Raw genomic sequence first — 14999 nt, forward strand, 5'->3', positions numbered from 1 at the left:
GGCGGCGAGTGGGACGTCATAGCCGCCGGGGTTCAGCGGACCTCACAGACGACACGGGCAGTACGAACACCGCGGACATACCGCCGCCCCAGGGCGCACGCCCGCCGGGTGCCGGTACGGGACGCCGCAGGCGCGCCCCGGGCGACGGCGGCACGCCCGCGCACGGATTCCCGCAGGCCACACCGCCGCAGGGCACGCCCCGGGCCACTCCTGCGCACGGCATGCCGCACGTCCGTGGTGGGCACCCCGAGCAGCGCGAGCCGGGCGGGGCATGGGGAGCGGGGCCGCGGATGGGCGCCGCCTACGGCGTACCGGGTGCGCCGCCCCGCGTCCCGGGGCCACGGCGTGACTACGTGGACGCCTTCGGCGACGAGTTCGCCGACGAAGACCTCTTCGGGGGCGGCGCGAGCCGCCCCTCGCCCATGCAGGCCGGAGCCCCGCCCCGCGACCCGTACGCCTCCGTCACCGACTGGGACCGCGCGGTCGACGAGGACGAGCAGGCCCACGGAGAGCTGTGGTCCGCCGATGCCGACGGTCCCGGCGACCCCGCGGACGACGAAGCCACGGACGGCAAGGGCGGCGGCAAGGGCCGCACCTTCACCGGGATAGCCGCCGCCGCTGTCACCACCGTCCTCGCGGTCGTGGTGGCCGGCCAAGTGACGGACGGGCCAAAGGATTCTGCCCCGCAGGCGCAGGCCGCCAAGGGCCAGGACAGCCGCGAGGCCGGCGATGATGCGTCCCGCTCGGACGACCGTCCCACGCCTCCTGAGTCCGCCCCGGCGACGTACGAGACGAAGATGGCCGAGAAGTACCCGCTCGACGCCAAGCTCACGGCGTCCGGCGACTTCGACGCGATGGCGGGGTTCGACAAGGCGCCCGGCAAGGGGCAGTTGTTCCGCTACCGCGTCGACGTCGAGAAGGGGATGGGCCTGGACGGCGAGCTGTTCGCGTCGGCCGTGCAGAAGACCCTGAACGACGAACGGAGCTGGGCGCACGGCGGAGGCCGCACCTTCGAGCGGATCTCTTCGGGGAAGCCCGATTTCGTCATCACGCTCGCCAGCCCCGGGACGACGGCGAAGTGGTGCGCGAAGTCCGGGCTCGACACCATGGAGCAGAACGTCTCCTGTGACTCGGCGGCCACGGAACGCGTCATGATCAATGCCTACCGCTGGGCGCAGGGCGCCAAGACCTACGGCGACCGCATCCACCCGTACCGGCAGATGCTGATCAACCACGAGGTCGGCCACCGGCTCGGCTTCAACCACACGGACTGCACGAAGGACGGCCAACTCGCGCCCGTCATGCAGCAGCAGACGAAGTTCATCGATCACGACGGAATCAAGTGCAAGGCCAACCCCTGGGCTTTTCCCAAGAGTTGAGACGGAAGTGAAGTGACCGGCGCCGCACGGCCCGCAGGGAACTGGCCGCAGCTTAACGGTCCGTAGTCAAAGAGCGCTCTCTCGTGCCATAGCGCGACGGAACGCTACCGGGGCAGGAAAGTTACTGCCGTTCACCCCTTTTGGTGGCGTGATGGACAACCGTCCATCACGCCACTGGCATGTCCGCATACGTTCGTCCCGCTGCGAGCCTCCGGTCCAACGGCGGCTCTCTACATGGGAGATCGGGGGTGTACGCGTGCGCATCGGACTGCTTACGGAGGGTGGCTATCCGTATGTGAGCGGTGACGCCAGGCTCTGGTGTGACCGGCTCGTGCGCGGGCTCGAGCAGCACGAATTCGACGTCTACGCCCTCAGCCGCAGCGAGCGGCAGGAGGCGCAGGGCTGGATCGAGCTGCCGCCCCAGGTGAACCGCGTGCGGACGGCGCCTCTGTGGACGGTCGACGACGGCGTCGCCTTCGGGGCAGGGTACGGACGGCGGGCGCGGCGGCGCTTCGCGGAGTGCTTCGGCGCGCTGGCATCGGCGGTGTGCGACGCCGGGACGGCGGCCGGAGCCGGTGAAGGCCCAGGCGCTTCCGAAGCGTTGGCGGACCGTTTCGGCAGTGCGCTCTACGGCCTCGCCGAACTCGCCCGCGACCAGGGCGGACTCGTCGGCGCACTGCGCTCCGAAGCCGCCGTGCGCGCCCTGGAGGGCGCGTGCCGCGCGCCGGGCGCACTTCGCACCGCACGCACCGCACGGGTGCCCGACCTGCTCGTCGTGGCGGGCCACCTGGAGCGCGCGCTGCGACCGCTCTCCCTCGACTGGTACGGCGACGACGGCCTCGGCGCGGTGGACCTGTGCCACGCCACGTCCGGCGGCCCCGCGGCACTCCCCGGCCTCCTCGCCCAGCACTTCTCCGGAGTCCCGCTCCTGGTCACCGAGTACGGCGTGCAGCTGCGGGCGCACTACCTCGCGACCGGCGAAGAGGCGCTGAGCGCGCCGGCGCGGGCGCTGCTCACCTCCTTCCACGGCAGGCTCGCCGCCGAGGTGTACCGCCAGGCCCAGATCATCACGCCCGGCAACACGCACGCCCGCCGCTGGCAGGAGCGGTGCGGAGCCGAGCGGGCGAAGCTGCGCACGGTCTATCCGGGCATGGAGACCTCCCGCTTCGCGGAGGTCGGCGAGCGCGAGGACCCGGGCGACCCCGACACCCTCCTGTGGGTCGGACGCATCGAGCCCGCCAAGGACCTGATCTCCCTGCTCCACGCCTTCGCGGAGGTCCGCAAGGACGAGCCGAAGGCGCGGCTGCGCATCGTCGGTGCGCCCGCGGAGGGCGAGGAGGCGGCCGCGTACCTCGCGCACTGCAGGGCGCTCGCCGCGCAGCTCTTCCCGGACGAGGCGGACGGCGCGCACGCGGTCGGCGACAACCCCGTGTCCTTCGAGGAGATCGGCGCCCCCGAGACGCCGGAGCTGGAGGACGCGTACGCCGCGGGCAGTGTCGTCGTCCTGTCGAGCGTCGTCGAGGGCTTCCCGATCAGCCTCGTCGAGGCGATGTTCTGCGGGCGCGCGACGGTCTCCACGGACGTCGGCGCGGTCGTCGAGGTCATCGGCGGCACCGGGCTCGTGGTGCCGCCGCGCAATCCGCGGGCGCTCGCCGAGGCGTGCGTGGCGTTGCTGCGTGACACCGGGCGGCGCGAACGGCTCGGGGCCGCGGCGCATGCGCGGGCGCTCGAACTGTTCACCGTGGAACAGAACATCGAGGCGTTTCGCGGCATTTACCTGGAGATCGTCTCGCACTGCCCGGTGCGCAGGGAGGCGCTCGACGACGCGGGCGAGCCGGTGCCGTTCGGCAATCCGGCGGAGGCGTACATGCCGGGGCGGTGGGCGGTGGCCGCGGGCTGCGGCGACGCGGGCACGGGTGCGGGCGGCGCGCCCAGCTGGGCGCAGGAGACGGAGAAGCCGGAGCAGTTGAAGGGGGCGGGCGTATGAGCCAGGAACAGAAGGTGGACGCGCCACGGGCACCGGAGAGCCCCGGCGGCTGGGACATGCGGTCGGAGGAGCTGGTCGCCGACGCGGCACTGGTGCGCGAGCCCGCGGCCTGGCGGGGTGCCGGGGACGGGACCGGCGTCGGGGCGTCGGCCGGTGCCAGGCCCGCCCGGCGCGGTGGCGTCGACCCGGTGAAGGCCCTGATGCACCGGCACCGGGAGCTGTGCGAGCGAGCCGTCGACCCGCTGGAGATCGCCGCGGGTCTCGAGGCGCACGGAGTGACCGACCGGACCGCCGCGCGGTTCCGGCACCGGGACGTGTTCGCGCTCGCCGAGGAGATGTACGCGCGCGTGCCTCGCGATGACGAGGAGCGCGGCGTCCCTGTGGCGCTTCCCTCGCGCGGGACGCCCGAAGTGCCCGCGGGATGGGCGCTGTTCGCGCTCCTTCCGGGGGTGGCGTGCGGGCTCGCCGCCGCAGGGCTCGACCTGAGCGAGGGGCGTGCGCGGCTCGCGGTGGGGCTCGGCGGATCGCTCGCCGTAGCCGTCGCGCTGCGCGTGGCTCTTCGGTACGGTCCGCTGCGCTCCGCCCACCCTGTCGCCCCCGCCACGCACGCGTGGGTGTGCCTTCTCGTCGCGTACGCCCTCTTCGGCGACGGGCTGCTGCGGGCCGCCGTCTCGGGCGGCTCCGACGGCCCATGGGCGCCGCCGACCGCCGCCGCGCTGGGGCTCTCGCTCGCTGTGGCGCCCGCCGCGTGGTGCGTGCGGCTGTTCGCCGTGGGGGCGCGGGGACGACTCGCGCTCAGCCGGGGGCTCGCTGAATTCACCGCCTCCGTGCGGCCGTTGCTGCTCGGCGTGGTCGCGCTGTACCTGTGCGCCCTGGGGGCCCTGCTCGTAGGGGCCGGTGCCGTCTACGGAGTGTCTGCGTCCGCCGGGGCCGGGGCGCTCGGCGCGCTGCTGATGCTCTCCCGGCTGCTCTCCTCGTACGGGTTCACGCGGGCGCCCCTGCTGATGCTGGGGGCCGCGGGTGCCGTGGAGGCGGCCTCGCTCGCCTCGGTGTTCGGGGGGCGGCTGCCCGGGTTCGGGTGGCTGGCCGCTCCGGTGGACGAGGCGGTCCTTGCCTGGGGGCCCGGCGTCGTACCCGTCGTCGCGTGCGGCGCCGCCGCGGGCGTACTGCTGCTCCACTCCTCGCGGGTGCTCAGCCGGGCCTCCGCGCATGCGGACGGGGCTTGAGCATGCGCGCCGCCCCCGCCGGGTCCTCCCGGCCGCACGGGAAAACGCTCCACTCGAAGACCTTCTCTCCCGCGGGGCCGACACCGCGGGCCTTACCCCGTGAACCACGGCAAACCCCTGAAGGAGAACGCCAGATGAGCACCCTCAGCATCCGAGAATCCGACCCGGGAGCCGCCCGATGAGGGTGCTGCTGATCGGAGCCAACGGATATCTCGGCCGGTTCGTCGCCGACCGCCTGCTCGCCGACCCGGCGGTGCAGCTCACCGCGCTCGGACGCGGCGACGACTCGGACGTACGGTTCGACCTCGCGAGCGGCAGCCCCGGCGCGCTCACCCGCTTCCTGGACGCCGTGCACCCGGGAGTCGTCATCAACTGCGCGGGCGCGACGCGGGGCGGTGCCCGCGAGCTGACCCGGCACAACACCGTCGCCGTCGCCACGATCTGCGAGGCCCTGCGCCGCAGCGGATGCGGGGCGCGGCTCGTGCAGCTGGGCTGCGGCGCCGAGTACGGGCCGAGCCAGCCGGGATCGTCCACCGCCGAGGACGCCGTGCCCCGGCCCGGCGGACCGTACGGAGTCAGCAAGCTCGCCGCCACCGAGCTGGTTCTGGGGGCCGGGCTCGACGCCGTCGTCCTGCGGGTGTTCTCGCCCGCCGGGCCCGGCACCCCGGCCGGATCGCCGCTCGGGCGGCTCGCCGAGGCCATGCGGCGGGCCATGCAGGCCGGTGACGGCGAGCTCAAGCTCGGGGGTCTCGGCGTGCAGCGGGACTTCATCGACGTACGCGATGTGGCGCGCGCCGTGCACGCCGCCTCGCTCTCCGCCGCCCAGGGGATCGTGAACATCGGCGCGGGCCGCGCCGTGCGGCTGCGTGACGCGGCGGCCGTCCTGGCGCGGGTCGCCGGGTACGGCGGAGCCCTGCACGAGCTCGACCAAGGCGTCATGCGGCAATCCATCGGGCACCCCCGCACCGAATCCGACCACGGGAGCCCGGCCGCCTATCCCTACCCCGACGGGTGCGGCAGCTGGCAGCAGGCCGACGTGCGCACCGCACGCGACCGGCTCGGCTGGCGCCCCCGGATCAACCTCGAAGAATCACTCGCCGACATCTGGATGGAGGCGGCATGCCGCATCTGACCAGCACAGCCACAGGCACCGCGCACACCGACACACGTCTCGGCTTCGGCATCCCGGGCTTCGCGCACCCCCTCGTAGCCCCCGCCGAATGGTCCGAACTCACCCGCCCCGCCACCCCTTTGCACTGGGTCGTCCTGAATGTGAGCAGAGGGCCGGGGGAACGGCCCGACCCGCACTGCCTGGAGGCGGCGGGGCGGCTGCGGAACGCGGGCGTGCGTGTTCTCGGTCACCTCGACGTGATGTACGGCGCCCGCGGCTTCGGGGAGCTCGTCTCGGACGCCCACCGCTACCTCGACTGGTACCAGGTCGACGGCTTCTCCCTGGACCGCTGTCCCACGGAGCGGGCGGCGCTCCCGGAGGTGCGCAGGACGGTGACGACGCTGCGCGCGCTCTGCGACGACGCCCACATCGTCCTGGGGCACGGGACCCACCCGTATCCCGGATACGCCGAATCCGGCGACCAGTTGGTGACCTTCTCGGGTCCGTGGAGCGACTACCGCTGGTCACAGGTGGCCGAGTGGACCGCCGACTACCCGCCCGAGCGCTTCTGCCACTTCGTGCACGGCATGCCGCGCGGCCATCTCGACGAGGCGCTGCGCATCGCACGCTGGCAGGGCGCGTCGACGATCTACTTCACCGACCGGGTGGACAGCGGTGGAGCGGACGACCCGTGGGAGTCGATGCCCGGGTACTGGGACGAAATCGTCTCGCGCATCGGAACGGGCGTCTCGGAATGAAGAAGGGCGTGGCAGTGTTACGGAGAGAACAACCTCCCCCACTCTCGAATCCCACTCGAGCGGGGGGCCCACCGAAACACCGACCAACGGAGTCCCCGTGTCGCTGCCACCCCTGGTCGAGCCAGCATCTGAGCTCACCGTCGACGAGGTTCGCAGGTACTCCCGCCACCTGATCATTCCCGACGTCGGGATGGACGGGCAGAAGCGGCTGAAGAACGCCAAGGTGCTGTGTGTCGGCGCCGGCGGCCTCGGGTCACCGGCGCTGATGTACCTCGCGGCGGCGGGCGTCGGCACGCTCGGCATCGTGGAGTTCGACGAGGTCGACGAGTCGAACCTGCAGCGCCAGATCATCCACAGCCAGGCCGACATCGGCCGTTCCAAGGCGGCGTCCGCGAAGGACTCCGTCCTCGGCATCAACCCGTACGTGAACGTGATCCTCCACGAAGAGCGGCTCGAGGCCGAGAACGTGATGGACATCTTCAGCCAGTACGACCTGATCGTCGACGGCACGGACAACTTCGCCACGCGGTACCTGGTCAACGACGCGTGCGTCCTGCTGAACAAGCCGTACGTATGGGGTTCGATCTATCGCTTCGACGGCCAGGCGTCCGTCTTCTGGAGCGAGCACGGCCCGTGCTACCGCTGCCTCTACCCGGAGCCCCCGCCCCCCGGCATGGTCCCGTCCTGCGCCGAGGGCGGCGTCCTGGGCGTGCTCTGCGCGTCCATCGGCTCCATCCAGGTCACCGAGGCGATCAAGGTCCTGGCCGGCGTGGGCGACCCGCTGGTCGGGCGCCTGATGATCTACGACGCCCTGGAGATGCAGTACCGCCAGGTCAAGGTCCGCAAGGACCCGGACTGCGCGGTCTGCGGCCCGAACGCCACCGTCACCGAGCTCATCGACTACGAAGCCTTCTGCGGCGTCGTGTCGGACGAGGCCCAGGAGGCGGCGCTCGGCTCGACGATCACTCCCAAGCAGCTCAAGGAGTGGATCGACGGGGACGAGAAGATCGAGATCATCGACGTGCGCGAGCAGAACGAGTGGGAGATCGTCTCGATCCCCGGCGCCAAGCTGATCCCGAAGAACGAGTTCCTCATGGGCACCGCCCTGGAGAGCCTCCCGCAGGACAAGAAGATCGTCTTGCACTGCAAGACGGGTGTCCGGTCCGCGGAAGTCCTCGCCGTGCTGAAGTCCGCGGGCTTCTCGGACGCGGTGCACGTGGGCGGCGGCGTCATCGGCTGGGTCAACCAGATCGAGCCCTCGAAGCCGGTCTACTAGGCGTAGCGCTTGAACGGAGAGGGGCCCGCACCTTGTGGTGCGGGCCCCTCTCCGTTGGCGGGGCGGCTCAAGACATCGCCTTGACGGCTCGTCCTCAAACGCCGGACGGGCTGAATCGTCCCCTCAGCTCTCGCAGACCTTGCCGTCCTTCGGAGCCTTTCCGTCGAGCAAGTAGTCGTTGACCGTGCCGTCCACGCAGTCGCTCCCGCTGCCGTACGCCCCGTGGCCCTCGCCCTTCCAGGTCAGCATCGTGCCCACGCCCTTGCCGAGCTCGTCGGCCATCTTCTGCGCACCCTCGTAGGGCGTCGCCGGGTCTCCCGTGTTGCCGACGACCAGGATCGGGGGCGCGCCCGGAGCGCTCACGTCGGGGGAGTCGTGCAGCCCCGCCACCGGCCACTCGTGGCACCAGCCCGCCGTGTCCCAGCCCATGAACTCGCCGAAGACCGGCGATATCCCGCGGAACTCGCCGAGCTGCTCCTTCGCCTGCGCGGGAGTCGTCCGCGCCTTGGCGTCGCGGCAGGATATCGAGCGCTGCGAGTGGCTCTGTGTGCTGTAACCGCCGGACGGATCCCGCTCGTTGTACGCGTCGGCCAGCTGGAGCAGCGCCGATCCGTCGCCCTTCTCCGCCTCCTCCAGGCCGCGGGTCAGGGCGGGCCAGCTCTGCTTGCTGTACAGCGTGACCGTGATGCCGGTGAGCGCCAGGGACTGGGTGAGCCTGCGGTCGTCCGATGCGGGCAGCGCCTTCGCGTCGAGGCGCTTCAGGAGGCGCACTATCTTCTGCGAGCCCTCCTTCGGGTCCTGGCCCGAGGACTTCAGATAGTTCTCCAGGGCGCGCTGGAAGCCCCGCGCCTGGTTCTTGGCATGGCCCACCGAGTCCGCGCTGGGGTCGACGACGGCATCCAGGGTGAGGCGTCCCACCTTCTTGGGGAACAAGTGCGCGTAGACGCCGCCCAGTTCGGTGCCGTATGAAATGCCCATGTAGTGCAGCTTCTCGTCGCCGAGGACCTGGCGCATCACGTCCATGTCCTGGGCGGCCTCGACCGTCGAGACATGGCTGAGGAGCTTGCCCGCGTCCTTCGCGCAGCCCGCGCCGAAGTCGGCCGCGTCCTTGAAGTACGCCGCTTCCTCGGCCGGGGTGTCCGGGGTGAGGTCGACGGCCTCCGCGGCCTGCGTCTCCTTGTCGCTGCGGCAGCGCACGCCCTCGCTGCCCGCGACCCCGCGCGGGTCGAAGCTCACCAGGTCGTACCGCTCGCGCAGATTTCCATACATGTCGGCGAACGACGGCAGCATGGAGACGCCCGAGCCGCCGGGTCCGCCGAAGTTGAACAGGAGCGAGCCGACGCGCTTGCCCTCGCCGGTGGACCGGGCGCGGATCAGCGCGACGTCGATCGTCTCGCCGTCCGGCTTCTCGTAGTCCAAGGGGACCTTGAGGGTCGAGCACTGCCACTCGGAGCCGGGTGCGGGGTCGCCGCCGCTCGCCTTGCAGCCGCCCCAGTCGAGCTTCTGGCCGGTGAGCGAAGCGGGCAGGGTGGAGGAGGGGTCGGGCTTCGGCGACTGCTCGGGGCCGGTCGGCGCGGGCTTCGCGTCGTCCTTGCCCCCGTCGTCGGAACCACCGCAGCCGACGGCGAGCCCCGCCACCAGGACCCCTGCGGCGGCCAGAGCGGCTGACCGTACGAAACGCGGCATGGAGCGCTTCCCCCCTCGTCAAGACAGTCCAGCCATAGTAGGCGGGGTCACTGACAAGGATCTTGGCGCCCTGCGTGGCCCCGCCGTCGTCACGAGCAGACTGGGCCCTAGGAACAGACCGTGCCCTCCTTCGGCACGGTGCCGTCGAGCAGGTAGCCGTTCACCGCGTCCCGCACGCACTTGTTCTTGCTGTCGTACGCCCCGTGCCCTTGGCCCTTGTACGTCAGCTGGACGCCGACGCCCTCGCCCAGCGCGTCCGCCATCTTCTTCGCGCCCTCGTACGGCGTGGCCGGGTCGCCCGTGTTGCCGATGACGACGATGGGCGGCGCTTGCGGAGCGCTGACGTCCGGGTGCTCGGCGGCGCCGTCCACGGCCCAGTCGGTGCAGCCGACCATGCCCCACGCCAGATAGTCGCCGAACAGCGGCGACGCCTCGCGGAACCCGGGGAGCTTCTCCTCGACGTACTCCGGCGTGTAGCGCGCCTTGTCGTCCGCGCAGTTGATGGAGACGTTGGCGGCCTGGATGTTGCTGTAGGTGCCGTCTTCGTTGCGGCCGTTCATGGAGTCCGAGAGCGTCATCAGGATCCTGCCGTCGCCGTCGTAGGCCTGGTCGAGGCCCTCGGTGAGGTACGGCCAGAAGTCCTGGGAGTACAGCGACTGCGCGATGCCGTTCGTGGCAGCGGTCTGCGTCAGTTCGCGCGGGGGGATGGCCGGCAGCGGCTTGGCGTCCAGATCCTCGAGGAGCTTGGCGATCCTGTCCTTGACGTCCTTCTCGGTGTCGCCGACGGGGCAGTCCTCGACCTTCGACGTGCAGTCCTTGGCGAAGTTGTCGAGCGCGAGCTGGAAACCCTTCGCCTGGCCCAGCGAGCCCTGTTCGCCCGTCTCGGTGGGGTCGACGACCGCGTCGAAGACGGCGCGGCCCACCCTCTTGGGGAACAAGTGCGCGTAGACGCCGCCCAGTTCGGTGCCGTACGAGATGCCGAAGTAATGCAGCTTGTCGTCGCCGAGCACCTGGCGCATCAGATCCATGTCGCGGGCCGCGTCGGTGGTGGCTACGTGGGGGAGCACCTCGCCGGAGTTCTTCTCGCAGGATCCGTTGAAGCCCTTCACGTTCTCGATGAGCTTCTTGCGCTCGGCGCCGTCGTCGGGGGTGGAGTCCTCCTGGAAGTACGCGTCGAGCTGTTCGTCGTCCTCGCACTTGATGCCCGCGCTGCGGCCGACGCCGCGGGGGTCGAAGCTCACCAGGTCGTAGCGGGTGCGCAGCTTGGCGTAGTCCTCTCCGAAGGCGGGCAGCGTGGTGACTCCGGAGCCGCCGGGGCCACCGAAGTTGAAGACGAGGGAGCCGATCCGCCGGTCCTTGTCGCCGCTCGCCCCGGCGCGGATCAGGGCGATGTCAAGGGTGTCCCCCTTGGGCTTGTCCCAGTCGAGTGGGGCCTTCATGGTGGCGCACTGCCACTCGGCGCCACCGGGCAGCGGGGACGGGGGCTCACCGCCGCCTTCGGCGGCATCGGGCGCGGGGCAGTCCTTCCAGCTGAGCTCCTGGGCCGACAGATCCGTGTCCTTGGAGGCCTCGGAGTCCTTGGAGCCGTCACCGCCGCAGGCCGCGAGGGTCGCAGACAGCAGGACGACGGTGGCGGCGGCACGCGCCTTGTGGTTGGGCATGCTTCCCATCCTGCGGGGGGCGCAGACGGGGCGCACGACTGCTTCGGCCTTCCGTGGACAGGCTTCCTCCTCCTCAGGAGAAGGCCCTCCCAGGAGAAGGCCCGCCCTCAGGAGAAGGCCCTTCCCTCAGAGAAGGCCCTTCCTTGTCAGGTGGTTGAAGAACAGCCACCCCGGAAGCACCGGCAGCCACAGCGTGAGGAGCCGGTACAGAAGCACCGCGGGGGCCGCCACGTCCTTGGGCACGCCCACCGCGATTAGACCGAAGGTGAGCGTCGCCTCGACCGCCCCGACACCGCCGGGCGTGGGTGCCGCCGAGCCGAGCGCGTTGCCGGCGAGGAAGACCACGGCGACGCTGGCCAGGGTCAGCGGCTTCATCTCCGTAGTGCTGAAGGCACGTACCGAAGCGTCGAGACAGAGCACGAACAGGAGCGTCAGGAGCAGCATGCCGCCGATGCCGGTGAGCAGCTTCTGCGGGCGCTGCAGCACGTCGAGCATGCGCGGCACGACGCCCGCGAACAGCGACCGCACGCGCGTGACCACGAACTTCCGCAGGAAGGGGATCGCGGTGACCACGAGGACGAGCACCGCGACCGAGAGGAGACCGGCGATGACGGTCCGGGACGGCGACAGGGACGGTGTCTTCTCCGTACCGGTCACATAACCGAAGATCATCAGCAGCATGATGTGCGAGCCGAGTCCGAACAGCTGCGAGGCCCCGACGCTCGCCACCGCGAGGCCCGAGCGCACTCCGGAGCGCTGCAGGAAACGCGTGTTGAGCGCGACGCCGCCCACCGCGGCGGGCGCCACGATCTTCACGAACGAACCGGCGACCTGCGCCTGCACCGCCCGCAGGAACGGCACGCGCTCCGGCACGAAGCCGAGCAGGCTCATCGCCGCCGCGAAGTAGCTCAGCGCCGAGCAGGCCACCGCCACGGCGACCCAGCCCCACTCGGCCTCGCCGATGATCGTGTTGAAGTCGACGTGGGTGAGCTGTGAGAGCAGGAAGTACGCGCCGATGGCACCGGCGATGAAGCTGATCAGCGTGCGCGGCCTGATCCGCTCCAGCTGAGCGGGCTCCACGGGCGCCTGCGGCCGGATGAGCAGCACCTGGTGACGGATCTGGGTGAGCAGATCCTCCTCGCGTGCCTGGTCGAGCGCGACGTCTATCGCCTGCTTCTCGGCCTGCTTCTCCGCGCGCACGGTCTTGCGGTCGGGCCCCTTGGGACCCTCGACGGTCTGTGCCGCGTCCGCGGCCGTTTCGATGTCCGCCTCCGCGGCGCGCGCCACCTTGTCCTTGCGGGACGCCTCCAGGACCGCCTCGCGCTCGCGCTGGGACCGCTCCCTGGCCAGCTTGCGCAGGGTCCCGCGGGTGGAGCGGGTCAGGGCGATGGGCTGGAGCAGCGGCAGACAGTCCGCGACCGTGTCCGGACCGAGCACGTCGACCGCGGTCGCGACGGCGCGCTCGGCGCCCACGCGCAGGCCGAAGGCGGTCAGGAGCTGGGCGATGTCCATCCGCAGGACCAGGTCACCGGCGGCGATCTCACCGCCCCGCAGATCGGTCAGGATGACCGTGCCGGAACGATCCACCAAAATCGCGTCGCCCGCGAGCCTGCGGTGCGCGATCCGCCGTGACTGGAGCGCCTGCACCTGCCGCCAGGTGTCGCACAGCAGCTCATCGGTGATGACGTCGGCCGGCAGCGAGTCCAGGGTGCGGCCGCCCGTGTGCTCGTAGACGAGGATCACCGCGTCAGGACCGAGCTCGGAGGTGGCGATCAGCTTGGGCGCGTTGGCCCCGGCCGCGATCGCCGCGTACGCGAGGAGCGCCTCTTGCTCCAGTGCCTGGCGCAGCGACTGCAGGCTGCGGCGCTGGGTGATGCCGCGCAGCGTGAGCCTGCGCCATACGCGGTAGAAGAAGCCCTGCGCCTGCTGCTCGCGGTCGATGACCGTGACGTCCAGGGGCGGGCCGTCCTCGAGGGTGACGAAGTAGCGGCGGCCCCGGTCGCCGTGCTCGCTGTCCGGGGACTCCTCGCGGGCCGCGCTCACCGGGTGGAAGCCGACGTGCCGCAGACCGGCGAGGAGCGTCTGGCCGGTGGGGCGGACGTTCGGCGAACCGACCGCGTAGAGCGTTCCGTAGGCCACGCTCCAGCCGAGCAGGACCGTCAGGATGATCGAGAACGGCGTCGTGTAGCCGGTGACCAGCATCGTGAAGGCGTCGAGCAGCAGCACCACCCACAGGACGACCCGCCAACGTGGCCTTCGGGACATCCCGACGGCGGTCATGTACGCGATGACGGGGGCGAGATAGCCGTGCACGGGGTCGGTGAGCGCGTGCAGTTCACCGGGCGACGGCCGGGTCAGCGCCTCCTGGATGGAGTCCGGTGCGGCCTGGGCGACCCAGAGGTCGGTGGCGAGCGTGACGCCGTGCGCGAGGACGGCCGCGAGGACGCCGTCGGCGATGCGTAGTCCGTCCCGCTTGACCAGGCGCTCGATGGCGAAGGCGACCGGGACTAGCAGGACGCCGATGCTCGCGGTGAGACCCGCGAACTTGATCAGGAGGTCCGGTGCCTGGTCCGTGCCCTTGTCGATGTCCTGGGCGAGACCGGATGTCGTGCCGTGCGCGAACGCGGCGATGGCGAGGACGATGGCGATGCCGAGGATGCCGACGAGCAGCCGCATCAGGTCCGATGGACGGTGCACGCGGGCGGCGAGCAGCGGTTCGTCACCGGCGACGCGGTCGGGGTGGGCGCCTTCGCCCTCGCCGTTGGCGCAGTCGTCGCTGTCGGTGCGGTCGCCTTTGGTGCGGTCACCTTCGGCGAGGTCGCCGTCGGAGCGGTCCTCGGGGCGGTTCTCGGTGTGGTTGTCGGTGTGGTCGTCGGGAACGGGGGCGGTGGGTGGGTGCTGCTCGGCCTCGTCCTGGCCGGGCTTCTCGCCGCTGCCCGGCTTCTCGGACTTCCCATGGCCCGGCTTCTCGAACTTCTCGTGGCCCGGCTTCTCGTGCTTCTCGTGCTTCTTCAGGGAGTGCCCACCGGTGTCCGGGTGCGCCTCGGCCGCAGGGGTGCCCGCCGTCTCATCCGGGTGCACATCCTGCTGCTCCGTCGCCTCTTCTTGATCTCGTATCACCAGTCACCGCCCGCACGATGGTGGCATGCCCCGCCGACAGAGGGGGGCATCAGGGTGCAATGCGGGGGTCCAAAGTGTTCACCCAGCTCCAGTTTGTCTCCTACCGCACACTCTGTCGCGGGGCGGTCACGGTGTCGGTGGGGTACGGCAGGATGGACCGGATGAGCGAGGAGAGCGGACCGGAGCAGGGGCTCTCGAGGTACCCGGAGTACGCCGAGCGGGTCTTCGAGGTCGCGGAGCTGATCCCTCCGGGGCGGGTGATGACGTACGGGGACGTCGCGGAGTGGCTGGAGGAGGGCGGCCCCCGTCAGGTCGGCCGGGTGATGGCCCTCTACGGAGACGCGGTTCCGTGGTGGCGCGTGGTGCGCGCGGACGGTCGGCTGCTGCCGGGCCACGAGCTGCGGGCGCTCGGCCACTACCGCGCGGAGGGCACGCCGCTGCGTGAGGCGAGCCGCGTGTCCGAGGGCCACGTGCCGCGCCTCGACATGCGGCGGGCGCGCTGGGACGGAGATGCCTCGACGGGGGGTGACGGCGCGCACCCGCGCGCGAGTGACGGCGTGGCTTCGCGTGAAGGTGACGGCGGGGGCGTGGCTTCGCGCGGGGGCGGCGACGCGGCAGGAAGCGGCGGCGCCGCTCGCCCACAGGCTCCGGGGGCTCACACCTGACAGCTTCGGCCATCCCGCGGCGCCGCGGGGGGCCGGTGGCCCGTACGGGGGAAGCCACGCGTCCCGCACGCCCGCTGGCGTAGCGTCGACAGCACGCATTTCTCTCACCCCGCAGCCATCGCACAGCCGT

At 71.4% G+C, this 14999-nt stretch carries 10 protein-coding genes; 7 read left to right on the forward strand and 3 right to left on the reverse strand.

Going from position 1 to position 14999, the window contains the following annotated elements; all coding sequences use genetic code 11:
• Positions 1–8: 8 nt before the first annotated feature.
• From AC5P1C_RS26580 to moeZ, 6 genes are all read left to right on the forward strand, one after another.
• Positions 9–1379, forward strand: coding sequence for a DUF3152 domain-containing protein (locus AC5P1C_RS26580; protein ID WP_493868442.1), 1371 nt, complete (start codon positions 9–11; stop codon positions 1377–1379).
• Positions 1380–1635: 256 nt separating this feature from the next.
• Positions 1636–3366 carry a DUF3492 domain-containing protein gene (locus tag AC5P1C_RS26585; RefSeq protein ID WP_493868443.1) on the forward strand — a complete coding sequence of 577 codons (1731 nt, stop codon included), beginning with the start codon at positions 1636–1638 and terminating at the stop codon, positions 3364–3366.
• Complete coding sequence (locus tag AC5P1C_RS26590; RefSeq protein WP_493868444.1) at positions 3363–4592, forward strand: hypothetical protein; 1230 nt, start codon at positions 3363–3365, stop codon at positions 4590–4592. The genes AC5P1C_RS26585 and AC5P1C_RS26590 overlap by 4 nt, the downstream gene beginning before the upstream one ends.
• 178 nt (positions 4593–4770) lie before the next feature.
• The gene (locus AC5P1C_RS26595) at positions 4771–5724 is read left to right on the forward strand and encodes an NAD-dependent epimerase/dehydratase family protein (RefSeq protein WP_493868445.1); all 954 of its coding nucleotides are present in this window, start codon (positions 4771–4773) and stop codon (positions 5722–5724) included.
• Entirely contained in the window at positions 5712–6461 is a 750-nt protein-coding gene (locus tag AC5P1C_RS26600) for a spherulation-specific family 4 protein (protein WP_493868446.1), read from the forward strand. Before AC5P1C_RS26595 ends, AC5P1C_RS26600 begins: the two co-directional genes overlap by 13 nt.
• Positions 6462–6558: 97 nt before the next feature.
• Complete coding sequence (gene moeZ / locus AC5P1C_RS26605; RefSeq protein ID WP_493868447.1) at positions 6559–7737, forward strand: adenylyltransferase/sulfurtransferase MoeZ; 1179 nt, start codon at positions 6559–6561, stop codon at positions 7735–7737.
• Positions 7738–7860: 123 nt separating this feature from the next.
• On the opposite strand, the gene AC5P1C_RS26610 is transcribed toward moeZ, so the two are convergent.
• The 3 genes from AC5P1C_RS26610 to AC5P1C_RS26620 form a co-directional block, all read right to left on the reverse strand.
• Positions 7861–9423: an alpha/beta hydrolase gene (locus AC5P1C_RS26610; protein ID WP_493868448.1), complete on the reverse strand. Its 1563-nt coding sequence runs from the start codon at positions 9421–9423 to the stop codon at positions 7861–7863.
• Positions 9424–9530: 107 nt separating this feature from the next.
• Positions 9531–11084, reverse strand: coding sequence for an alpha/beta hydrolase (locus tag AC5P1C_RS26615; RefSeq protein WP_493868449.1), 1554 nt, complete (start codon positions 11082–11084; stop codon positions 9531–9533).
• 126 nt (positions 11085–11210) lie between these two features.
• A complete protein-coding gene (locus AC5P1C_RS26620; protein ID WP_493868450.1) occupies positions 11211–14204 on the reverse strand; it encodes a lysylphosphatidylglycerol synthase transmembrane domain-containing protein in 2994 nt (997 codons plus the stop codon).
• Between the two features lie 161 nt (positions 14205–14365).
• Here AC5P1C_RS26620 and AC5P1C_RS26625 point away from each other — a divergent pair, with 161 nt between their 5' ends.
• Positions 14366–14869, forward strand: a complete 504-nt coding sequence (locus tag AC5P1C_RS26625) for an MGMT family protein (protein WP_493868451.1) — start codon at positions 14366–14368, stop codon at positions 14867–14869.
• Positions 14870–14999 lie beyond the last annotated feature (130 nt).

Source organism: Streptomyces sp. A18 (assembly GCF_059026065.1).